Annotated in this window: 23 protein-coding genes; 15 read left to right on the forward strand and 8 right to left on the reverse strand. The window is 63.4% G+C overall.

Going from position 1 to position 21,664, the window contains the following annotated elements:
- Window positions 1-54: 54 nt before the first annotated feature.
- The 4 genes from NDB2M4_RS03235 to NDB2M4_RS03250 form a co-directional block, all read right to left on the reverse strand.
- Window positions 55-579, reverse strand: coding sequence for a hypothetical protein (locus tag NDB2M4_RS03235; RefSeq protein ID WP_072369996.1), 525 nt, complete (start codon window positions 577-579; stop codon window positions 55-57).
- Window positions 580-718: 139 nt separating this feature from the next.
- Window positions 719-1,135, reverse strand: coding sequence for a metallopeptidase family protein (locus NDB2M4_RS03240; protein ID WP_244536062.1), 417 nt, complete (start codon window positions 1,133-1,135; stop codon window positions 719-721).
- 2 nt (window positions 1,136-1,137) lie between these two features.
- On the reverse strand, window positions 1,138-1,935 hold the full coding sequence (locus NDB2M4_RS03245) for a class I SAM-dependent methyltransferase (RefSeq protein WP_072369999.1): 798 nt from the start codon (window positions 1,933-1,935) through the stop codon (window positions 1,138-1,140).
- Window positions 1,932-2,858, reverse strand: a complete 927-nt coding sequence (locus tag NDB2M4_RS03250) for a LysR family transcriptional regulator (RefSeq protein ID WP_171988009.1) — start codon at window positions 2,856-2,858, stop codon at window positions 1,932-1,934. Before NDB2M4_RS03250 ends, NDB2M4_RS03245 begins: the two co-directional genes overlap by 4 nt.
- A gap of 106 nt (window positions 2,859-2,964) precedes the next feature.
- Here NDB2M4_RS03250 and NDB2M4_RS03255 point away from each other — a divergent pair, with 106 nt between their 5' ends.
- Complete coding sequence (locus tag NDB2M4_RS03255; protein WP_072370005.1) at window positions 2,965-3,195, forward strand: DUF1127 domain-containing protein; 231 nt, start codon at window positions 2,965-2,967, stop codon at window positions 3,193-3,195.
- Window positions 3,196-3,243: 48 nt separating this feature from the next.
- On the opposite strand, the gene leuC is transcribed toward NDB2M4_RS03255, so the two are convergent.
- Together leuC and NDB2M4_RS03265 are read right to left on the reverse strand one after the other, a co-directional pair.
- Window positions 3,244-4,659, reverse strand: coding sequence for a 3-isopropylmalate dehydratase large subunit (leuC, locus tag NDB2M4_RS03260; protein ID WP_072370007.1), 1,416 nt, complete (start codon window positions 4,657-4,659; stop codon window positions 3,244-3,246).
- A gap of 397 nt (window positions 4,660-5,056) precedes the next feature.
- On the reverse strand, window positions 5,057-5,947 hold the full coding sequence (locus NDB2M4_RS03265; protein ID WP_072370009.1) for a LysR family transcriptional regulator: 891 nt from the start codon (window positions 5,945-5,947) through the stop codon (window positions 5,057-5,059).
- 179 nt (window positions 5,948-6,126) lie between these two features.
- Here NDB2M4_RS03265 and NDB2M4_RS03270 point away from each other — a divergent pair, with 179 nt between their 5' ends.
- A complete protein-coding gene (locus NDB2M4_RS03270; protein WP_072370012.1) occupies window positions 6,127-6,996 on the forward strand; it encodes an SMP-30/gluconolactonase/LRE family protein in 870 nt (289 codons plus the stop codon).
- Between the two features lie 57 nt (window positions 6,997-7,053).
- Here the strand turns inward: NDB2M4_RS03270 and NDB2M4_RS03275 are convergent, their stop codons facing one another.
- Both NDB2M4_RS03275 and trxB read right to left on the reverse strand, forming a co-directional pair.
- Complete coding sequence (locus NDB2M4_RS03275) at window positions 7,054-7,302, reverse strand: hypothetical protein (RefSeq protein ID WP_072370015.1); 249 nt, start codon at window positions 7,300-7,302, stop codon at window positions 7,054-7,056.
- A gap of 75 nt (window positions 7,303-7,377) precedes the next feature.
- Window positions 7,378-8,349 carry a thioredoxin-disulfide reductase gene (trxB, locus tag NDB2M4_RS03280; protein WP_072371740.1) on the reverse strand — a complete coding sequence of 324 codons (972 nt, stop codon included), beginning with the start codon at window positions 8,347-8,349 and terminating at the stop codon, window positions 7,378-7,380.
- Between the two features lie 238 nt (window positions 8,350-8,587).
- Between trxB and NDB2M4_RS03285 the strand changes: the two genes are divergently transcribed.
- The 13 genes from NDB2M4_RS03285 to NDB2M4_RS03345 all read left to right on the forward strand — a co-directional run bounded on the left by NDB2M4_RS03285 (window position 8,588) and on the right by NDB2M4_RS03345 (window position 21,633).
- Window positions 8,588-9,685, forward strand: a complete 1,098-nt coding sequence (locus NDB2M4_RS03285; RefSeq protein WP_072370018.1) for a hypothetical protein — start codon at window positions 8,588-8,590, stop codon at window positions 9,683-9,685.
- A gap of 31 nt (window positions 9,686-9,716) precedes the next feature.
- Window positions 9,717-11,048 (forward strand): MFS transporter, encoded by a 1,332-nt coding sequence (locus tag NDB2M4_RS03290; protein ID WP_072370020.1) that lies wholly within the window; start codon window positions 9,717-9,719, stop codon window positions 11,046-11,048.
- Window positions 11,049-11,112: 64 nt separating this feature from the next.
- Window positions 11,113-11,868 carry a hypothetical protein gene (locus NDB2M4_RS03295; protein ID WP_072370028.1) on the forward strand — a complete coding sequence of 252 codons (756 nt, stop codon included), beginning with the start codon at window positions 11,113-11,115 and terminating at the stop codon, window positions 11,866-11,868.
- A gap of 94 nt (window positions 11,869-11,962) precedes the next feature.
- Entirely contained in the window at window positions 11,963-13,789 is a 1,827-nt protein-coding gene (typA, locus tag NDB2M4_RS03300; protein WP_072370031.1) for a translational GTPase TypA, read from the forward strand.
- A gap of 76 nt (window positions 13,790-13,865) precedes the next feature.
- Window positions 13,866-14,123, forward strand: a complete 258-nt coding sequence (locus NDB2M4_RS03305; RefSeq protein ID WP_072370033.1) for a PepSY domain-containing protein — start codon at window positions 13,866-13,868, stop codon at window positions 14,121-14,123.
- Window positions 14,124-14,244: 121 nt separating this feature from the next.
- Window positions 14,245-15,579, forward strand: a complete 1,335-nt coding sequence (locus NDB2M4_RS03310) for an ATP-dependent DNA helicase (protein ID WP_244536030.1) — start codon at window positions 14,245-14,247, stop codon at window positions 15,577-15,579.
- A gap of 197 nt (window positions 15,580-15,776) precedes the next feature.
- A complete protein-coding gene (locus NDB2M4_RS03315; protein WP_072370036.1) occupies window positions 15,777-16,229 on the forward strand; it encodes a phasin family protein in 453 nt (150 codons plus the stop codon).
- A 145-nt stretch (window positions 16,230-16,374) separates the two neighbouring features.
- Entirely contained in the window at window positions 16,375-16,884 is a 510-nt protein-coding gene (locus tag NDB2M4_RS03320) for a GNAT family N-acetyltransferase (protein WP_072370039.1), read from the forward strand.
- A gap of 201 nt (window positions 16,885-17,085) precedes the next feature.
- Window positions 17,086-17,880 (forward strand): 4-hydroxy-tetrahydrodipicolinate reductase, encoded by a 795-nt coding sequence (gene dapB, locus NDB2M4_RS03325; protein WP_072370041.1) that lies wholly within the window; start codon window positions 17,086-17,088, stop codon window positions 17,878-17,880.
- Window positions 17,881-17,924: 44 nt separating this feature from the next.
- Window positions 17,925-18,590 (forward strand): 2,3-bisphosphoglycerate-dependent phosphoglycerate mutase, encoded by a 666-nt coding sequence (locus NDB2M4_RS03330; protein WP_072370044.1) that lies wholly within the window; start codon window positions 17,925-17,927, stop codon window positions 18,588-18,590.
- A gap of 24 nt (window positions 18,591-18,614) precedes the next feature.
- Window positions 18,615-19,208, forward strand: a complete 594-nt coding sequence (locus NDB2M4_RS03335) for a DUF4337 domain-containing protein (protein WP_072370047.1) — start codon at window positions 18,615-18,617, stop codon at window positions 19,206-19,208.
- A gap of 96 nt (window positions 19,209-19,304) precedes the next feature.
- The gene (leuB, locus tag NDB2M4_RS03340; protein ID WP_072370050.1) at window positions 19,305-20,417 is read left to right on the forward strand and encodes a 3-isopropylmalate dehydrogenase; all 1,113 of its coding nucleotides are present in this window, start codon (window positions 19,305-19,307) and stop codon (window positions 20,415-20,417) included.
- A gap of 187 nt (window positions 20,418-20,604) precedes the next feature.
- A complete protein-coding gene (locus NDB2M4_RS03345) occupies window positions 20,605-21,633 on the forward strand; it encodes an aspartate-semialdehyde dehydrogenase (RefSeq protein ID WP_072370053.1) in 1,029 nt (342 codons plus the stop codon).
- The last annotated feature ends 31 nt before the right edge of the window (window positions 21,634-21,664 follow it).

A 21,664-nucleotide genomic window follows, 5' to 3' on the forward strand; every position in this document is an offset into this window, starting at 1 on the left:
CGAGCTTGGAAAGTTGCTTGCCTAGCCTATCGGCCGCAGCCGGCACAGCCAGCTTCAGCGAATGCCGAATTCAGAAAAGCACTGGCGCATGTATTCGCACCGGTGTGAGCCCGAAAAATGCATGGCATCGCCCTTGGCCGGCGAAATGAATTGGCAGATTTCATCGACGCCACCGGGCGAAAGCCAGCCCTGGCGCCGTCCGCGCTGCACGGCGAAGCAGTCCGCGGTTTCCTCGTCCGGACCGCGGAACTGGTGCCCGCACTCGTGCGAGTAGATCCACAGCTTCACCGGCGTCGATACGCGCGACAGCAGCCGCATGTTCATGATCAGGAAGCCGGGATACGCCGCGCCATAATCGTCGAGATTGTTGTCGATGACGGTCGGCCGCGTGCCGCAATACATCGTGATGCCGTCGAGCTTGAACTCTCCGGCGGGAATGAACGTTGCTTCGCCGTTGGTATGCGCGATGTAGTCCTCAGGCGTCGGCGTTTTCGGGTCCTGTGCGAACACCGGACCCGGCAATGCCAGCAATGCAATGAGGCCCCAGGCCAAGCGGCGCGCGCCGCGGCGGATAATCATCGGCAAACTCGTGGAATCCCGAAATAGCCCTCTCCCCTTAGCATGGCGCCGAACCGATCCACTTACAAGCTTGCGGGGCGAGCTATGCAAATTTCGCATTAGGATTACGACGCGTTATCCCGATTGCGACTTGCATGTCTCAGTTGCCCACAGCTGCTTCGATTCGCGCCATGTCGTCATCGGAGAAGCCGAAGTGATGGCCCACCTCGTGCACCAGCACATGCGTGATGAGGTCGCCCAGCGTCTCGCCCGAGTTGGCCCACTCGTCGAGCAGCGGCCGCCGGTAGAGAAACACCATGTCCGGCTGCGGCGCGATATCGAGCAAGCTCTTCTTCTCTAGGCTAACGCCCTGATAGAGGCCGAGCAGATCGAACGCATCGTCGATGTCGAGCGCGTCCAGCACTTCGTCGGTCGCAAAGTCCTCCACCCGGATGAGCAGGTCGCCGGCGGGCGCACGGAAGGCATCGGGCAGCCGCTCCCAAGCGATCAGCGCCATCTCCTCGAACGTCGCGAGGTCGGGGGCGGCAATGCCCTCCCAGTTCATTGCTGTTTGCATGGTCATCCTGGTTTCTTCGCGACGATGATGGCTTCCTGCAGCGTGAATACCAGCCCGCCGTCCTCCTCGCGCGGGCGCAGGAATGTACGTAGGAGGTCATCGTCGAACAGCATAGACCTCAGCACTTCCACCGTCTTGGGCGTACACCGCATGCGCTGCGCCCACGACTGGAACGGAATGTGCTGGTCGAGCAGTTCGGAGCTGGCAACCGTAAATCCGGATTGCTGCATCAGTCCGTGCCATTCCTCCACCGTCAGCGCCCGCGCATGGCTCGGATCGCGCGTCTTCTCGTAGACGTTGAATGCCCGCGCTGCATTCATCACCTCGGCGGGTGTTGCGAGCGGCAGTATGGCCTCGTCGGGACTGACGTTGTCGACCAGTGCGACTGTCCCGCCCGGCCGCAGCACACGGTAGCTTTCGGCAACGAACGCACCGGGGTCCGGGAAGTGATGCGCCGCCAGTCGGCACGTAACGAGGTCGAAGCTCGAATCATCGAAAGGCAGCTTGCTGGCATCCGCCTTCGCCGTCTCGACGTTGGAAAGCCCGCGCTCCGCCGCCAGCCTCGCAGTCTCCGCCAGCATCTCGTCGGTGATGTCCGAGGCAACGACGTGCGCGACGAGCGGGCCGAACGCCAGCGCCGTATGGCCCGCGCCCGTCGCGATATCGAGCGCTCGCCACGTCGCCTGCGGAGCGACGACGTCCACAAGGCGCTGCAGGCTCGGCCCGCGCGCGTGCACAGCCGAGCTGGCATAGTCGGATGCGGAAACGCCGAACTGCTCTTGCACCAGCGATCGCTTCATGGACGCTCCATCTCAATCTGTTCCGCCGCGGCCGATGCCGCCTGCCGCCGCTCGCCGTAACGCGAGGCGAATTCCTGCCGCACGAACGCGGCGAACTCCTCGGCCACGGCCGAGCGTCCGCTGCGGTGAAAATGCATGTTGATGCAGAACGGCGGCAATTGCGGCAAACCGTCCGCCGCCTCCAGCACCGTGAGATCGGCCGGAACCGCAGACAGCAGCATGGGCGCGATGGCCGTGTCGGCGTAGAGCGTGGCTTTGACGGCGTCGAGCACGGTTGCTTCGCACACCGGGCGCCAGTCCCGCCGAACCGCCGCCAGCGCCGCCAGCGCCGAGGCGCGAAACGCGCACGCTGGGCTGCCGAACGACACCGGCAGCGGCTGGCGCAAGTGCGCCTGGCCGCCCGGCGAGCCGACCCACACCAAGGGGTCGCGCAGCAGCAGCTCGGCTTTGTCGGGCGTGTCCGGCAGCGTCGACAGCGCGACGTCGAGTTCGCCCGCCTCGAGCGCCGCCAGAAGATCGACCGTGATGCCCGAGATCAGCGTCACGTGCACCCTCGGCCACGCCCTGTCGAACCGCTTGAGCACCGGCGGCAGGTTCGGCTCCACCACGTCGTGGGGTACGCCCACACGCAGCTCGCCTTCGTAATGCGGCTTGCTCATCAATCCCCAAACCGCATCGTTCATGGTCAGCATCGATTGCGCGTGTGGCAGCAACCGCTCGCCCTCCGCAGACGTGCGCAGCGCGCGATTGCTACGGTCGAACAGCGCCACGCCGAACAGCTCTTCCAGCCGCTTCAACTGCTGGCTCACCGCCGCCTGCGTGAGATTGAGCAGATGCGCCGCCCGCGTCACGCTCCCCGTTTCCACCACCGCCACGAAGGCGCGCAGCAGGGCAACGTCGATATTTCGAGATAGGGCTGCCATCACAAGCACCATAAGCAACCATGATGCGAAGCATAATAAACATTCGATATGTTTATGGAAGTGGGCCCCCTAGATACGCCTTGCCAGCATCGTGGGAGGAGAATCGATGGCAAAGGCAGACGAGGAAGGGAGCGGCATCAAGACCCTCTCCCGCCGTTCAGGGTCGGGCTTTGCAAAGCTGTTCAGGTTCGTCGAGCGCGCCAATCAGGTGGCCCGCGAGCGGCGGGAGCTGATGCGTCTCGGCGACGCCGCGCTCAAGGACTTCGCGGTTTCACGCGCGGATGCTGTCGGCGAGGCCAGCCGCCCCTGGTGGGACCTGCCCACCGACCGCCAGTGACCCGGAGAGCGCCGCGCAACGCTCAGCGCCTCCGGATGAAGGCGCGGATTAGACCGCGCCGCCGTTCCACGAGCGGATGTCGACGAAGTGCCCTTCCAGCGCCGCCGCTGCCGCCATCACCGGCGACAACAGATGCGTGCGCCCGAGGCGCCCCTGCCTGCCTTCGAAGTTGCGGTTCGACGTCGACGCACAGCGCTGTCCCGGCTTCAGCTGGTCCGGATTCATGCCGAGGCACATCGAGCATCCGGGCTCGCGCCACTCGAAGCCCGCATCCTTGAAGATCTTGTCGAGGCCTTCAGCTTCCGCCTGCGCTTTGACGAGGCCCGATCCGGGCACGATCATCGCGTAAGCGAGGCGATCGGAGATCTTCTTGCCCTCGACGATCTTCGCCACCGCGCGCAGATCCTCGATGCGCCCATTCGTGCACGAGCCGATCCACACCACGTCGAGTCCGACGTCGGTCATCCGCGTGCCGGGCTTCAAGCCCATGTAGTCGAGCGCGCGCTGCATGGAGGCGCGCTTGTTCTCGTTGTCGACCTTCGCCGGATCGGGAACGAGGCCGGCGATCGACACGACGTCTTCCGGACTAGTGCCCCAGGTGACGATCGGCGGCAGGCTGGCCGCATCGAGCTTCACCACGGAATCAAAGTGCGCGCCCGCGTCCGTCTGCAGCGTCTCCCAGTAGCGCATGGCGGCGTCCCACGCGCTTCCCTTCGGCGCCTTGGGGCGCCCCTTGATGAATTCGTACGTCTTCTCGTCCGGCGCGATCATGCCGGCACGCGCGCCGCCCTCGATCGACATGTTGCAGACGGTCATGCGCCCTTCCATCGACAGCGAGCGAATGGCTTCACCCGCGTACTCGATGACGTGGCCGGTGCCGCCGGCGGTGCCGATCTCGCCGATGATGGCAAGGATGATGTCCTTGGCGCCGACGCCGGCCGGCAGCTTGCCGTCGACGGAGACGAGCATGTTCTTCGCTTTGCGCTGGATCAGCGTCTGCGTGGCGAGCACATGCTCGACCTCCGACGTGCCGATGCCGTGCGCCAGCGCGCCGAAGGCGCCATGCGTCGAGGTATGGCTGTCACCGCATACGATCGTCGTGCCCGGCAGCGTGAAGCCCTGCTCGGGGCCAACGACGTGGACGATGCCCTGCCGCTTATCGAGCTCGTTGAAGTATTCGACGCCGAAGTCGCGCGCGTTCTGCGCCAGCGTCTCGACCTGGATGCGGCTGTCCTCGTCGTCGATGCCCTTGGTGCGATCCGATGTCGGCACGTTGTGGTCGACGACGGCCAGCGTCTTCTCCGGAGCGCGCACTTTGCGGCCCGTCATGCGCAGGCCCTCGAACGCCTGCGGGCTCGTCACCTCGTGGACAAGGTGGCGATCGATGTAGAGCAGGCAGGTGCCGTCGTCCTGACGCTCGACCACGTGATCGTCGAAGATCTTGTCATAGAGTGTTTTAGCCATGCCGCGTCTCTTGTTTCGATAGGCCTTACCGGCCAGCCTGGGCAACGCAAAGAGCCGCCCTGATGCCGCGGTCGTCCGCGCACGAGGGTGGAGGTTTTCGCTTCTTAGCCGCCGATGCTGAAGAAACCGCCCGTTAGATAGCGTCTTGCCGCGCCGGCTGCAAACCCCCCGTAGTGTCGGCGCGCCCTGGGGGGGACGCCAGGCGGTTGGATCGTCGGGAGACGCCCGAGGACGACGGGATTACAGGGCGCGCCGACACTCAACGTCACCCCGACCAGGTCGGGGCCTGCGCCAGCTTCAAGGTGCCAAGGGCGCCCGCGCCTTTTGGCGCGGCCTTCAACTTGCGCGACGGTAGCCGCGGAACAAGCCTCGCTCAGCTCGTGTCAGGCAAGAAAAATCAGAACTTCCACTGCCGCGCCTGGGCGACCATGAAGTCGCGCAGCACCTGCACCTTCTTGGAGGCCTTCAACTCCTCCGGGTAGACGAACAGGATCGGCAGCGTCGGCGGCTCGATCTCCGTCAGCACCGGCACCAGGTCCCCCTCGTTCTCGGTCATGTAGTCGGGGATCATGCCGATCCCGATGCCCGCCCGGATGGCGATGCGCAACGCCATCACGCTGTTCGCCCTGAAGGCCGGCTCGCGCGGACCTCGGCCATCGCGGCCGGCGGTCTCGATCCAAGAAATGGCCGTGAGATGCTGTGCCGGCTGCCCGCTGTACGAGACGATGCTGTGTCCATCCAGCTCATCCAACGTCTTCGGCGCACCGAACCGGCGAACGTATTGCGTTGAGGCGAACGCCCGCACCCGGCTGGTGAACAGCATGCGCCGGATGAGATCCGACTGCGGCGGCTCCCTTGTCCAGATGGCGACATCCGCCGCACGCATGCCGATATCGAGCTGGTCGTCGTTGAGATGCAGCTCGATGCGGATTTCCGGATAGAGATCGTGAAACTCGCGCAGCCGCGGCGTCAGCCACATCGTGCCGAAGCCCACCGGCGCCGTGATGCGCAATTCGCCTGATGGCTTCGACGTCGTATCCGACAGTAGCGTCTCGGCTGTGTGCAGCCGATTGATCACGTCGGAGGTGGTGCGATGCAGAAGCTCGCCCTGCTCGGTGAGCACGAGCCCGCGCGCATGGCGATGGAACAGCGTCACCTTCAGGTCGCGTTCCAGCGCCGAGACTTGACGGCTCACAGCCGACTGGCTCATGTGCAAAGCATCACCAGCGTGCGTGAAGCTCCCTGCCTCTGCCGCTGCGTGAAAGATCCTGAGCTTGTCCCAGTCCATGGGTCGGGCACCGCGTCCTGGCCGAGCATCCCTGCCCTGAACGAAGAGGCTTCAGGACGGCCGCATCGACATTGTTGCGGTGCAACTTAGACCAGCGTTGGACGCATGGGTAGGGTGACGCGGTCGCGCAGCCTATATAGCAACAGCAACTCAAACAACGAACTCTAGGAGGTGTCGCGATGAAGTCGATCGGTGCAGCCATGGCTCTTCTGCTTGCCAGCGGAGCAGCGCTTGCGGGGGCAGTCGCAGAACCCGCCAAGCTCTGGGAGACGCCGGGCTTCAAGACACCGGAATCGGTATTGCCGGTCCCTGCCGAAGGCTTCGCCTACGTCAGCAACGTCGCCGGCCAGCCCACCGATAAGGACGGCAACGGCTTCATTTCAAAGCTTTCGCTCGCCGACGGTAAGATCATCGCACTCGAATGGGCCAAAGGTCTCGATGCGCCGAAGGGCATGGCGCTGTCCGGTGGCAAGCTCTACACCGCCGACATCGACAAGCTGGTCGAGATCGATCCCGCCAGCGGCAAGATCCTCGCCAAGTTCGAGGCGCCCGGCGCCACGTTCCTCAACGACGTCGTCGCCGACAAGGACGGCAGCGTTTACATCTCGGATTCCAACACCAGCACCATTTGGCGCCTGGCCGGCGGCAAGCTGGAGAAGTGGCTCGAAGGGCCCGAGCTGAAATTCCCCAACGGCCTCACGATTGACGGTGACAAGCTGATCGTCGCCGCGTGGGGCGCTCCCGGCACCTCGGCCCCGAAGTCCGAGCCCGCCAACCTCATCTCGGTCGCTCTCGCCGACAAGAAGGTGTCGAACCTCGGCGACGGCGCACCCGTCGGCAACCTCGACGGCATCGAAGCCGACGGCGATGATTTCATCGTCTCGGACTGGGTCGCAGGCAAAGTGTTCCGCATCGCGCGGTCCGGCAAAGCCGACGAGATCCTTGCTCTCAAGCAGGGCACCGCCGACATCGGCTACGTCGCTTCCGACAAGCTGCTGCTCATCCCGCTGATGATGGAAGACAAGGTCGCGGCCTATAAGGTCGAATAAACGAAAAGCGCGGCCTGCTGGAAGCGGGCCGCGCATTCAAACGATTGCGAATGAAGGCTATTGCCCGTCAGAACCCTCGTGCGTGTCGGTGCCGATCACCGTCATCATCGGCCCAATGACGAGATCACTCGCCGGCGAATCCTCGCTCGGCAGATTGCACGCGTTCGAAACCGCATCGAAGGTTCCGTTCTTGGCCGCGCATTTGGCGGCAAGATCATGTGCTGTTGCGTCCATCTCGTTGGCGGATGCGGCGCCGGCGGCGAGCACCAGCACAGCGGACACGGCAACACACTTCAGGAAAGTCATGGCGTCCCCCAGTGATTCGCTTTTGGAGGGCGCCTCTATTCAACGGCTTGACGTCAATCTTGTGACCTTCGCCGATTACTCGGCCGCTTCCGTCTCGGCCTCGATCTCAAGCGTCGCGAGGTAGCGCTCGGTTTCGAGCGCAGCCATGCAGCCCATGCCCGCCGCCGTCACCGCCTGACGATAGACTTCGTCCTTCACGTCGCCCGCGGCGAACACGCCCGGGATCGCAGTCGCCGTAGAGTCCGGCCGCGTCACGATATAGCCGGAGCGGGTCAGCTCCAGCTGGCCCTTGAACAGCTCCGTCGCCGGCGCATGGCCGATGGCGATGAACACGCCGTCTGCCGGCACTTCGGTAATCGCGCCCGTCTTCACGTTCCGGATCTTTACACCGGTGACCGACTTCGGCTCTTCGGCGCCAACGATCTCATCGACCGCGTGATCCCAGATCACTTCGATCTTCGGATTTTTGGCCAGCCGGTCCTGCAGGATCTTTTCCGCACGGAAATGATCGCGCCGATGCACCACCGTCACCTTCTTTGCGAAGTTGGTGAGGAAGATCGCCTCTTCGACAGCCGTGTTGCCGCCGCCGACAACGACCACGTCCTTCCCGCGATAGAAAAAGCCATCGCACGTCGCGCACGCCGACACGCCATAGCCCTTGAACAGCTCCTCGGACTCGATCCCGAGCCAGCGCGCCTGGGCGCCGGTGCAGATGATCAGCACATCGCACGTATAGACGTCGCCTGAATCGGCCTCGAGCCGGAACGGGCGGGTCTTGAGGTCCACCTTGGTGATGAGATCCATGACGATCTCGGTGCCCATGTGCTCGGCCTGCGCCTGCATCTGCTCCATCAGCCACGGACCCTGCACGCCTTCGGCAAAGCCCGGGTAGTTCTCGACATCCGTGGTGATTGTGAGCTGGCCGCCCGGCTGCGAGCCCTGGATCAGCAGCGGCTTGAGCATTGCGCGCGCCGCATAGATCGCCGCCGTGTACCCGGCAGGCCCCGAACCGAGGATCAAAACCTTCACGTGCCTGGAATTGGCCATCTCGCCCTCCTGCCCGGCCGCGCGGTCGCGGCCAAGGTTCAATAAGATTGGGCGGCAGTTAGACCCCTGCAAGGGCCAAGGTCAATGCGCCGGAATGGGCTCGCTGGGGACGCTTCGCGCCCTCCACTTTCGTCCCTTCAGCCTGCAGCTGGCCGGACACACGTTGTCCCGAATGGCCATGCTACGTTAGCTTGCAATGGGGGAGCCCGGAGACCGGGCCAGGGACGGGGTTTGCGTTATGGCGGAAGTACGGGAGCGACTGATCACGCGGGCGTTCGGCGCCTTCGACAAGGCATGGACGAGCGTCTGCTGGCCGCTCATCGGCGTCCTCAACTTCATCTTCCGCCCTGACCATCAGACTGGAGACGTCGCCATCTGGCGCGTCATAGCTTGGCTCGCCGCCAACACCGCCGTTCTCTATTTCGCCGTCGCCGGACTCAATACCCAGCCTCTGTTCTGGTCGCTGTCGCTGTTCCTCATCATTCACATCCTCATCATCGCCTCCAGCCTGCGCATCATGTACGAGGAAAAGCGCGTGATGGAGGGCTCGCTCGCCGCCGACAAGATGACATTCTCGGCGCTCGATGCAGTCAACAACGTGCCGATCCTCGCCTCCTCGACCGCCTTCTATATTTTAGGCGTCGCGGCGCTCATCCAGACCGTCGAGCACACCGGGCTAGCCCAGATCCTCCGTCATCGCCCTAGCCTGCCGAGCGAATACGGCGAATACCTCGCCTGCGTCGTCAACGAGATTCCAATCGTCAACACGCTGCTCAACGCGTGGGCCAATCTCGTCAACTACTCCGATAACCTCAGCGCGCAGATCGTCTACAACGGCTGGACCGGAAACGCCGTGCGCATCGCCATCGTCGTCACGCTGTCGATCATCGTCGTGCGTACGCTGTTGCTGCGTTTCCAGCAGTGGAGCCATCAAATCTCGATGGCGCATGCGCTGGAGAACGGCACCGTCAGCCCCGACAGCGTCAAGAAGCGCCTCGTGCGCGTACCGACCACGCTCAACAACCGCCTGATGCGCTCTGCGCTGACCCACCCCGATACGGCTGTGCGTCGCCGCGCGCTCGCCGCCATGGCTCGTCTTGAGGTACCCAACTTCGCGCGCGAATTCCTCGAGAGCATCGGCCAGCACATCGAGCGTGATTTAGGTCTCGCCCATATCCGCGAAACGCTGGCGACGATGAATGCTTCTGCACGCGAAAGCATGGCCGGCGAGCTGACAGCCGTTATCGAAAAGCAGATGATGACGATCAAGGATGCCATCGACATGCAGACCAAGCAGCGCCTCGACGAACTGCGCTCGATGCTGAAGCGTGCGTAGCGACGCACAGCCAATAGGAGGACATCGGAGGATGGATCATCGCGCGGGCGGCGGCGCCAAGACAGCGACGCCAGAAACGTCGCTCGCCGACACAGCCCGCCGCATCAAGGCGATCTTTGTTGGCTCGGCCGGCAATCTCGTCGAGTGGTTCGACTTCTACGCCTATTCCGCCTTCGCGCTTTACTTCGCCAAGTCGTTCTTCCCGTCTGAAAGTCCCACGGCGCAGCTTCTCAACGCAGCCGCAATCTTTGCCGTCGGCTTTCTCATGCGTCCCTTCGGCGGCTGGATGTTTGGCCACATCGCCGACCGCCATGGCCGCCGGCTGTCGCTCACCATCTCGGTGCTGATGATGTGCTTTGGATCACTCATCATTGCCATGACGCCGACTTACGCCACCATCGGTCTGGCAGCGCCAGTTGTGCTGCTCTTGGCGCGGCTCATACAAGGCCTCAGCCTCGGCGGCGAGTACGGCACCAGTGCCACCTATCTGTCCGAAGTTGCGCACCCCGATCATCGCGGTTTCTATTCGAGCTTTCAGTACGTCACGCTGATTGGCGGTCAGCTTCTCGCCATGCTGGTGCTGCTGTCTTTGCAGCTGTTCCTGCTGACGCCTGAGCAGCTCGACGCGTGGGGCTGGCGCATCCCGTTTTTCATCGGCGCTGGACTGGCAGTCGTCATCTATTTCATGCGTCGCGACATGCACGAGAGCGAGGCTTTCGTCGCAGCGCGCGCGGCGGGTGTGCGTGAAAGTCCGTTAAAAGGGCTGCTGCGCCATCCGCGCGAGGTGGCGATTGTCGTCGGCCTCACGCTCGGCGGCACCGTCGCTTTTTATACGTACACGACCTACATGCAGAAGTTCCTCGTCAACTCTGTCGGACTGCCGAAAGAGACATCCACCATCATCGCCGCGGCGACGCTGTTTCTCTATATGTGCCTGCAGCCGCTTGTCGGCGCGCTCTCGGATGTCGTTGGCCGCCGCCCGGTGCTCCTGTCGTTCGGCGTCCTTGGCGTCCTTCTGACGGTGCCGATCCTCACCGCTCTGCAGAACACCGACAGCGCATGGACGGCGTTCTTCCTCATCATGGCGGCCCTCCTCATCGTCTCGGGCTACACCGCCATCAACGCCGTGGTGAAAGCTGAGCTTTTTCCAACCAGCGTGCGCGCCATGGGCGTCGGCTTCCCCTACGCCGTCACCGTCGCGCTGTTCGGTGGCACCGCGGAATACGTCGCGCTGTACCTGAAAGAGATCGGCTACGAGCACGCCTTCTATTGGTACGTCACCGGCTGCATCGCCATCTCGCTCGCCGTCTATGCGCTGATGCGCGACACGCGCGACGCGTCCGCCATGGACCGCCACGTCTAGGGCACGCCCCTCTCTTCGCCGCAATTCTTGCACATGCGTAGCGCTCCAACTGGGGAGCACGCCGATGACCCGCTCGAAGCTCGATAGAACCCTGCGCCGCACCTACGTCGTGCTCGTCGTCATCCTTGCGATCTCGGTCGCGGCCAAGCTCGCGCCCCGCATCCCCGGCCTCGAAGGCACCCAGGCGGCGCGCTTTGCCACCGACATCTATGACTACCTGAAAGACATGTCCCTGGTGCTGGTCACGGTCGTCGCCGCCTACCTCGCCAACGTCTTCCAGAAGCGCTCCAAGTTCATCGAGCGCCTGGAGGAAGAGTGGCGCGGCATCGTCCGTACCAAGTCGGCCCTGTTCGCATTCTGCGAGAAGTCAGCTCCCACCCCCGACGATTACCTCGCCGCCTTCTGCCGCATCAGCGAGACCATCGACAACATGCGCGTCGTCTACGCGAACGTGGGCGAAACCGACGAACTGATCGGCCTTTATCCATACGCCCCGCTGCACGATATGCGGCGCGCGCTGCAGACCCTCGACCCGGCCAAGGGAGGCGTCTCGCCCGAGGAGCGCAAGCTGATCCGTGACGCGATCCTGCAGGCCTTCTACGCGCTGCGCGAAAGCTTCCTGGTCGAGCTCGATATCGGAGAACCGGACAATCCGATCATCCCGCACGCGGCCCGTCGCCGGAAGCAGCCAGGGGCAACCCGGCGAGCCGAGCGCTTGAAAGCGCAGCAAGCCGCTACATATACGTCACACCCAGCGCCCCGCAGGGCGGAAATCGACGAGCTGCTGGGCCAGTTGCGGACCCGCGAAGAGCCTGCCTAATGCCTGGTTAAGCGGCATCTGAGGCAGGGCCCCTATCGGAATACACGCCGATATGCTAGGTCCGCGCATCTTTTGCAGCGCACAAAGTCCCCGGATGAAGCTCAGAAACATCGCCATTATCGCTCACGTCGACCACGGTAAGACGACCCTCGTCGACGAATTGCTGAAGCAGTCCGGCTCCTTCCGCGAGAACCAGAAGGTTGCGGAACGCGCTATGGATTCCAATGACTTGGAGCGCGAGCGAGGCATTACCATCCTCGCCAAGTGCACCTCCGTCGTGTGGAAGGACACCCGCATCAACATCGTCGATACGCCAGGCCACGCCGACTTCGGCGGCGAGGTCGAGCGCATCCTCAACATGGTCGACGGTGTCGTCGTGCTGGTCGACGCCTCGGAAGGCCCGCTCCCACAGACGAAGTTCGTCGTCTCCAAGGCCCTGAAGCGCGGCATCCGCCCCATCGTGGCGATCAACAAGATCGACCGTCCCGACGAGCGTCATCAGGATGTGCTCAACGAGATCTTCGATCTCTTCGCCAACCTCGATGCGACCGACGAGCAGCTCGACTTCCCGGTGCTGTACGGATCAGGCCGCAACGGCTGGATGGCGCTCGATCCTGCGGGACCGCAGGAAAGCCTCGCTCCGATGTTCGACCTCATCGTCAGCCACGTGCCGCCGCCGGCACTGGAGCCGGGCCCGACCCGCATTCTCGCCACCACGCTTGAAGCCGACAGCTTCCTCGGCCGCATCCTCACGGGCCGCATTTCCTCGGGCACCGTCAAGCCGAACCAGCAGCTCAAGGCCCTCAACCGCGAAGGCGAGGTCGTCGAGACGTTCCGAGTCTCCAAGGTGTTGGCCTTCCGCGGCCTAGAGCGCGTTCCGGTCGAAGAGGCCGGCGCAGGTGAGATCGTAGCGCTCGCCGGTATGAGCGAGGCGACCGTTTCCGACACGCTGTGCGATCCGTCTATCGAGGTGCCCATCGAGGCGCCGCCCGTGGACCCGCCGACGCTGTCGATGACCTTCCGCATCAACGACGGCCCGTTTGCCGGTCAAGAAGGCGACAAGGTCCAGAGCCGTGTCATTCGTGACCGTCTCATGAAGGAAGCCGAGCGCAACATCGCCATCAAGGTGACCGACTCCAAGGACGGCGCCGAGTCGTTCGATGTCGCTGGTCGCGGCGAGCTTCAGCTGGCGATCCTTCTCGAAAACATGCGCCGCGAAGGCTTCGAGGTCACCGTTTCGCGCCCGAAGGTTGTCTTCAAGACAGACGAGGACGGCCAGCGTCTGGAGCCGATCGAAGAGGTCATCATCGACGTCGACGATGGCCACAGCGGCATCGTCGTGCAGAAGCTTTCCGAACGTAAAGGCTCGCTTCTCGAGATGCGTCCCTCCGGTGGTGGACGCACGCGCCTCGTGTTCCACGTGCCGACCCGCGCGCTGCTCGGCTATCAGTCAGAGTTGCTGTCGGACACCCGCGGAACCGCCGTCATGAACAAGCTGTTCCACGCCTACGAGCCCTACAAGGGCGAGATCGCCGGCCGCCACACGGGCGTGCTGATCTCCAATTCGGACGGTGAGGCCGCAGCTTACGCCATCTTCAACTTGCAGGATCGCGGGCCGTTCTTCATCGGCGCCCAGACACGCGTCTATGTCGGCATGATCGTCGGCGAGCACACGCGCGACAACGATCTCGAAGTCAACGTCGTCAAGGGCAAGAAGCTCACGAACGTTCGCGCTGCGGGCAAGGACGACGCCGTTCTTCTGACGACGCCGATCAAGCTCACGCTCGAAAAGGCGATGAGCTACATCACCGACGACGAGCTCGTTGAAGTGACGCCAGAGTCGATCCGGCTGCGCAAACGTTGGCTCGATCCTAACGAGCGCAAGAAAATGGAACGCGCTCGCGATCGCGACGTGGCCTAAGTTTCAAATTCGCGGTGTGCCCCGCAAAATACGCGTGTTATAGCGAGTCGTGGCACTCAACGAAGGAGGAACTTCCATGAAGAACTTCGCAATTGCGGCAATCGCGTTGGCGTTCTGCAGTGCTCCGGCATTCGCCGACTCGAAGCCGGCCGAGGATGAAGCCGGCAAGATCAAGCAGACGCTGTCCGATTGGGGCTGCGAAGGCGGCACGTTTGAAAAAGAGACCGAGGCTTCCAGTCTCTTCGAAGCTGACGACGTCAAGTGCAAGGACGGCAACCAGTACGACGTGAAGCTCGACGGCAGCTTCAAGGTGATCTCGATCACGCGCGATTGAAAGCCAGTCGGCAACTGATTTACATGCGCGCCGGCCGATGCACGATCGGCCGGCGCGATTGTTTTCTGGCGCCGCGGGGACTACTTGGAGCTATCGGCCAAGCGAGCGTGACGGGGGCAGGTTGTCGAACGCAAAGGACATGATCAGCGGAACGCCGATTGCCTGGCCCGCTGGCGTGACACCGCCGCCGGAGTTCGAGCGCGCCATAGATTTCGCGCGTTACGATCAAGGGCATCTCTTCGTCACCGGCCGCGCCGGCACCGGCAAATCGACGCTGCTGCGTGTGCTCCGCGACCACATCACCGAAGAGACGGTCGTGCTCGCGCCCACCGGACTAGCCGCGGTCAACGTCGGCGGCCAGACAATCCATTCGTTCTTCGGGTTTCCTCCTCGGCTGATCCGTCCCGACGATATCAAGCGCAGCCGCAATGGCCGCGTCATGCGCAAACTCAAGGTCATCATTATCGACGAGGTGTCGATGGTGCGCTCGGACCTGATGTGGGCCATCGACCAATCGCTTCGCGTCAATCGCGGACGCCCGCGCGAAGCGTTCGGCGGCGTGCGGCTGATGCTGTTCGGCGATTTGCATCAGCTCCCACCGGTCATCCAGGGCGATGTTGCCCAGCACCTGGAGAGCGAGTTCGGCGGACCCTTCTTCTTTCAGGTATCGGCCCTCAACGAGGGCGTCGGCGTTTCGCTGCTGGAGCTGGATCAGGTCTTCCGCCAGAGCGATGAGACATTCCTCACCGTGCTCAATCGCATCCGCGACGGCGACGCGACCGAAGAGGACCTCGAAGCGCTGAACGAGCGCACGCATCCGATCCGAACGCTCGGCGAAGGCGACCCCTACGTCATCCTGACGCCGACCAATGCCGCCGCCCAGCGCATCAACATGGCCTACCTCGATGCACTCCCGAGCCCGGCCCGCAATTATGAAGCCGGTATCACGGGCGAATATTCCGATGGTGCCCACCCCACCGATGCCAGCCTCATTTTGAAGGAAGGCGCCAAGGTCATCCTTTTGCGCAACGATCCCGACAGGCGCTGGGTCAATGGCTCCATCGCTCGCGTCGCCCGCCTCGAGGACAAGCGCGTCTGGATCGAGCTCGACGGCAAGACTCATGAGATCGAGCAGGCTTCTTGGGAATCCCGGCGCTATGCCTTCGACCAAAGCGCCGAAAAGGTCGTCGAGAACGTTACTGGCACATTCCGCCAGTTCCCTCTGCGCCTCGCCTGGGCTCTTACAATCCACAAATCCCAGGGGCTGACCCTGGATAAGGTCTATATCGACCTTGGTCGGGGTACCTTCGCGCACGGCCAGGCGTATGTAGCGCTTTCCCGGTGCCGTACCCTCGAAGGTCTGGCGCTGGCTCGCCCGCTTCGTCCGTCGGACATCATGTTCGACCCATCGGCCATGGGCTACCGCGACCGATTTTCTCCACTCGGCTTGCGCTAGATCAAGACGGTCCCCCGCGCCGGGCGTAATCCTCCGCCAACTGCCTTTGACGCAGCGCACAAACATTTATGTTGCACTGCACAAAAAACCGTGTAGAGTATCATTCGCCAGACGTACACAGGTGCTAATAGCAGCCTGTGCCCGACTTCATAAGCCGCTCGCCCGCGGCCGCAAATATTAGTGGAATGGAGAGAAGAATGAACGATTTCACCCGCCAGGCCCAGGACATGTTCGCCGCCGCCAAGGAAGCGCGCATCCCCGAGAACGTACAGGCCTTCGCTGAGGAGAGCGTTGCCAAGACCCGCGACGCCTACACCAAGATGAACGCCGCGACGCAGGACAGCGTGAAGGCCGTCGAGGAGATCGTCCTCGCCGCCCAGGCTGGCGCCAAGTCGTTCAGCGAGAAGTTCCTGCACACCGCGACCGTCAACGCCGAAGCTGCCTTCGAGGCCGCCGAAGCCATGGCAAAAGCCAAGACGCTTCCCGAGGTTGCTCGTCTCCAGGCTGACTTCTTCAAGCAGCAGCTTGCCGCTGCCAGCGCGCAGACGAAGGAATTCTTCGAGCTGTCCAGCAAGATCAGCCGCCAGACGCTCGAGAGCCTCAACTCGGCTGCCACCAAGACCTTCGACCAGATGAAGAAGGTCGGCTAATCGCTTCGCCGAACGGCGCGACGATCGAGTTTTGAAGGCCGCGGCATGTCCGCGGCCTTTGTCGTTTCAAGTGCGCCCAACTTTCAGCAAACTGCTGCGGGAGCCTCGCATAGTCTGATTTACGGTTGTGGCGTAGTGTATCCAGATGCTGAGCGAACGATCCCATTGCGACATCCGACCCGGCCAGCCGGCCGACGCCGCAGCTGTGAGCGAGGTGTTCCGCACGAGTTGGCACAACGCCTATCAGGGCATCATTCCTCACCTTCAGCTCGACAGCATGATACGTCGCCGCACCTCCGACTGGTGGGCGAAGACGTTGCGGTCTGATGGCGACAACCTCGTCCTCGAAGTATCGGGTGATGTCGTTGGATATGCCACATTGGGTCCCTCGCGCACCCGAGGCCGTTTTGAAGGCGAGATCTATGAGCTCTACATGGCCCCACCGCACCAGGGGCTCGGCTTTGGCGAGTGCCTGTTCGAAGCCTGCCGCTACCGCCTCGACGAACGCAGATTGAGCGGTCTGCTCGTCTGGGCCCTGGCCGACAATGCATCCGCGTCGGACTTCTACTGGGGTCGGGGCGGCAGACCTGTCGCCACGGCCTACGAGCGATTCGGCACTGCGCGCCTCCAGAAGGTCGCCTTCGGCTGGGATTGAGATCGGCATGGCCAAGCCCGGTCTTGGGGCCATTTGGGCCAACTCCCTGGGCAACGCTGCAGGCACCAGATTGGTTCATTAAGTCGCGCCGGCAGCGACGTTTCACCGTCCAACCAAAGTTTTGATGCCGCTCAACTTCCCTCACAGGCGCTTGTGCTGCTATATCGCGGCGCATCCTTCGATCGACACCGAGGTTTCCGGATGAAAGTCGCCGTGATGGGCGTTGCTGGGCGCATGGGTCAGGAGCTCTTGCGCGCGGCGCATGCTGCCGGCTGCACCATCGTAGGGGCCGTTGAGCGTCATGGCTCGCCGCTGATTGGCGCCGACGCGGGCGAAGTCGCCGGCCTGAAGGCGCTGGGGGTGCCGGTCACCGCCGATGCCCTCGAGGCCATCTCCCGCTGCGATGGCATCCTGGATTTCACGTCGCCCAAGGCCACGGTGGAGTTTGCCGGCCTCGCCGCTAATGCGCGCGCCGTTCACGTCATCGGCACCACCGGCCTCAGTACCGAGGACGAGGCGCACATCGCTGCCGCCGCCCGTCACGCCCCTATCATCAAGGCCGGCAACATGAGCCTTGGTGTGAACCTGCTCGTCGCTCTGACGCGACGCGTGGCCGAAGCCCTCGATGAGGATTTCGACATCGAGATCGTCGAGATGCATCACCGCGATAAAGTGGATGCCCCTTCCGGTACCGCCCTCATGCTCGGTGCTGCCGCAGCGGAGGGCCGCAATATCGACCTTGGCCAGCATGCCGTGCGCGCCCGTGACGGTCACACCGGACCGCGTCAGCGCGGCGACATCGGCTTCGCCACCCTGCGCGGTGGCAGTGTGGTTGGCGAGCACAGCGTTATCTTCGCTGGCGCCGGGGAACGCATTGAGTTGTCTCACATCGCCGGTGATCGCTCGATCTTTGCACGCGGTGCCGTGAAGGCGCTGCAATGGGGCCAAGGCAAAGCTCCCGGCCTTTACGCCATGTCTGACGTGCTGGGGTTGTGATCGTGGAAGGTCGTCCAATCGAAGCTACAGACCCTAAGGCGCCATTGGAGCCGGCCGACCGCCAGCTCGTGCTCGTTCGCCATGGCGAAAGCGAATGGAACCGCCGTAACCTTTTCACCGGATGGTGCAATCCCGACCTCACCGAAAAGGGTCTGATCGAAGCCCTGGTGGCAGCGCGTATGCTGCGCGCCAAGGGCATCAAGTTCGACGTCGCGTACACCAGCAAATTGAAGCGTGCGCAGCGCACCCTCGACATCATCCTGTCCGAGCTCGGCCAGGAGAAGATCCCGATCGTCTTCGAAGAAGCGCTCAACGAGCGCCATTACGGCGACCTCTGCGGCCTCAACAAGGATGAAGCCAAGCAGCGCTGGGGCGAGGAGCAGGTGCGCATCTGGCGGCGCAGCTACGACATCCCCCCGCCCGGCGGTGAAAGCCTGAAGGACACCGAGGACCGGGTGATGCCCTACTACAATTCGCGCATTTGGCCCGATCTCGCTGCGGGCAAGAAGGTGCTCGTCGTCGCGCACGGCAACTCGTTGCGCGCCCTGATCATGAATCTCGAGAATCTGACCGGCGAAGAGATTCTCAGCCGCGAATTGGCGACCGGCGCGCCCATCCTCTATAATCTCGGCGCCGATGGCGTGCCTGTTGACCGTAACGATCTGCTGCCATCGCGCAGCATTGATGCCCCGCCGGAAGACATGGTCTGACGCCGGCTTGCATTAGGGGGGCACATGGCATTCCAGGATTTGGCCGACGCCGTCGACGCCGGAAAGAGGCAGCGCGATAGACTGATTGCCGTCTACATCGGCATCCTCGCAGTCATCCTCGCCGTTGCAGGGGTCGGCGGTGGAAACGCCACAAAGGACGCCACCGCACGCAATATCGAAGCAGCCAACACCTGGGCCTTTTTCCAGGCCAAGAACATCCGTCGGCACGAAATTCGCCTGATGATCTCCGAATTCGAGGTCCTGCTCGCGACGCAGCCAGGCATGCCCGAGGCCGCGCGCGCCATGATCGACGAGCGCATGAACAAGTTGCGCGCTGACGAAGCCCGCTATACGTCCGAGCCCGACACCGGCGAAGGCACCAAGGAGCTGTCTGCGCGGGCGAAGGAGCTCGAAAAGCAACGCGACCTGGCGATGTCCAAGGATCCGTATTTCGACTACGGACAGGCCATGCTGCAGATCGCCATCGTCCTGGCGTCCGTGGCCATCATCACGGGAGGAAGCGCTCTACTGGTCCTCAGCGGCCTTCTGAGCGCGCTCGGCACGGTCCTCACCCTAAACGGCTTCCTGCTCTTCTATCACATCCCCTACATCGGCTGAGCGCCCTAGCCCGGCACCCCGGCCCCCCTTGCCGCGATGGGGCCGAGGCGATAGCACTACCGCGCTTTTTCAAATCTCCAGTCAGGCACCGAGCGAATGACCACGTACAATCTGCTTCTGCTTCCCGGTGACGGCATCGGCGTCGAGACCATCGCCGAGGTCGAGCGCATCATCGACTTCCTCAACAAAGCAGGGCGGGTCAAATTCGCCACCGACACCGGCCTGGTGGGTGGCGCAGCCTACGACGTACACGGTGTCGCCATTTCCGACGCCGACATGGACAAGGCCCAGAAAGCGGATGCCGTGATCTTCGGCGCCGTCGGCGGCCCCAAGTGGGATGGCGTCCCTTATGCGGTGCGCCCCGAGGCCGGTCTCCTGCGCTTGCGCAAGGACCTCGGCCTGTTTGCCAACCTCCGCCCTGCCATCTGCTATCCGGCGCTCGCCGATGCCTCCTCGCTCAAGCGCGAGCTGGTCGAAGGCCTCGACATCATGATCGTGCGCGAGCTGACAGGCGGCGTTTACTTCGGCGAGCCGAAGGAAATCGTCACCCTGGAGAACGGCGAGAAGCGCGCTGTCGACACCCAGATCTACACGACGAGCGAGATCGAGCGCATCGCCAAGGTCGCCTTCGACCTCGCCCGCAAACGCGGCAACAAGGTGCACTCGGCCGAGAAGCGCAACGTCATGCGCACCGGCGTCCTGTGGAACGAGGTCGTGACCGCGGTTCACAAGTCCTACGCGCCCGACGTGCAGCTCGAGCACATCCTCGCCGACAACTGCGCCATGCAGCTCGTGCGCAACCCCAAGCAGTTCGACGTCATCGTCACCGATAACCTCTTCGGCGACGTGTTGTCGGATGAGGCCGCGATGGCCACCGGCTCGCTCGGCATGCTGCCGTCGGCCTCGCTCGGCGCCGCTGACCCCAAGACCGGAAAGCGCAAGGCGCTGTACGAGCCCGTGCATGGTTCGGCGCCCGACATCGCCGGCAAGGGCCTCGCCAACCCCATCGCCACCATTGCTTCCTTCGGCATGGCGCTGCGCTACTCCTTCGACATGGGCGCCGAGGCCGATCTGCTCGACAAGGCTATCGCCGGCGTCCTCGCCCAGGGCCTGCGCACTGGCGACATCATGCAGCCGGGCATGACCAAGGTCGGCACCGCCGAGATGGGCAGCGCCATTCTCGCCGAGCTGCAAAAGCTCGCCGCCTGAAATCGCGGCCAGCTCTGCGCGGCCGGCGGGTGGAAGCGCCCCGCTGGCGCTGCCGGGTGCGGGCCCATAGACTAGGTGCGGGCAGGCCAGGACCTGCCCCGCCACCCCTTGCGCCAGCAGGCAACCGCGCGTAAGTGAGCCCGACGAATGCAGCATGTCGCTGCATCGAAGAAAATCGGGTTCTCCCATGGGTTATAAGGTCGCCGTCGTCGGCGCCACGGGCAACGTGGGCCGCGAAATGCTGAATGTCCTCGCCGAGCGCGAATTTCCCGCGGACGAGGTCTATGCCATTGCCTCTCGCCGCTCACTCGGCACTGAGGTTTCATTCGGCGACAAAACCCTCAAATGCCAGGACCTGGAGCAGTTCGACTTCTCGAAGGCGGACTTCTGCCTCATGTCCGCGGGCTCGGCCGTGTCCAAGGAGTGGTCCCCGCGCATCGGCGCCAAGGGCTGCATCGTCATCGATAACTCGTCGTGCTGGCGCTATGACCAGGACGTGCCGTTGATCGTGCCCGAGGTGAACGCCGACGCTGTCGCCGGCTACACCAAGAAGAACATCATCGCCAATCCCAACTGCTCGACGGCGCAGCTCGTTGTCGTGCTGAAGCCGTTGCACGATGCCGCCAAGATCAAGCGCGTCGTCGTCTCGACCTATCAGTCGGTGTCCGGCGCCGGCAAGGAAGCCATGGACGAGCTCTGGTCGCAGACCAAGGGCATGTACGTCCCCGGCCAGGAGGTCGAGCCAAAGAAGTTCACGAAGCAGATCGCCTTCAACTGCATTCCTCAGATCGACGTCTTCATGGAGGACGGCTACACGAAGGAAGAGTGGAAGATGCTCGCCGAGACCAAGAAGATCTTGGATCCCAAGATCAAGCTCACGGCGACCTGCGTGCGCGTGCCCGTGTTCGTCGGCCACTCCGAGGCGGTCAACATCGAGTTCGAGAACCCGATTAGCCCCGAGGAAGCACGCGCTATCCTGCGCGAGGCACCTGGCGTGATGGTCGTGGATAAGCGCGAGCCCGGCGGTTACGTGACGCCGGTCGAGGCCGCGGGCGAATTCGCCACCTTCGTGTCGCGCATCCGCGAGGACGCCACCGTCGAAAACGGGCTCGCGCTGTGGTGCGTGTCGGACAATCTTCTGAAGGGTGCGGCGCTGAATACGGTGCAGATCGCCGAGACGATCATCAACCGCAACCTGCTGCCGAACGCGGCTTGAGCAGTCGGCGAGCAACATGAATTGGCCAGGC

Source organism: Hyphomicrobium sp. NDB2Meth4, assembly GCF_900117445.1.
Lineage (GTDB): Bacteria > Pseudomonadota > Alphaproteobacteria > Rhizobiales > Hyphomicrobiaceae > Hyphomicrobium_A.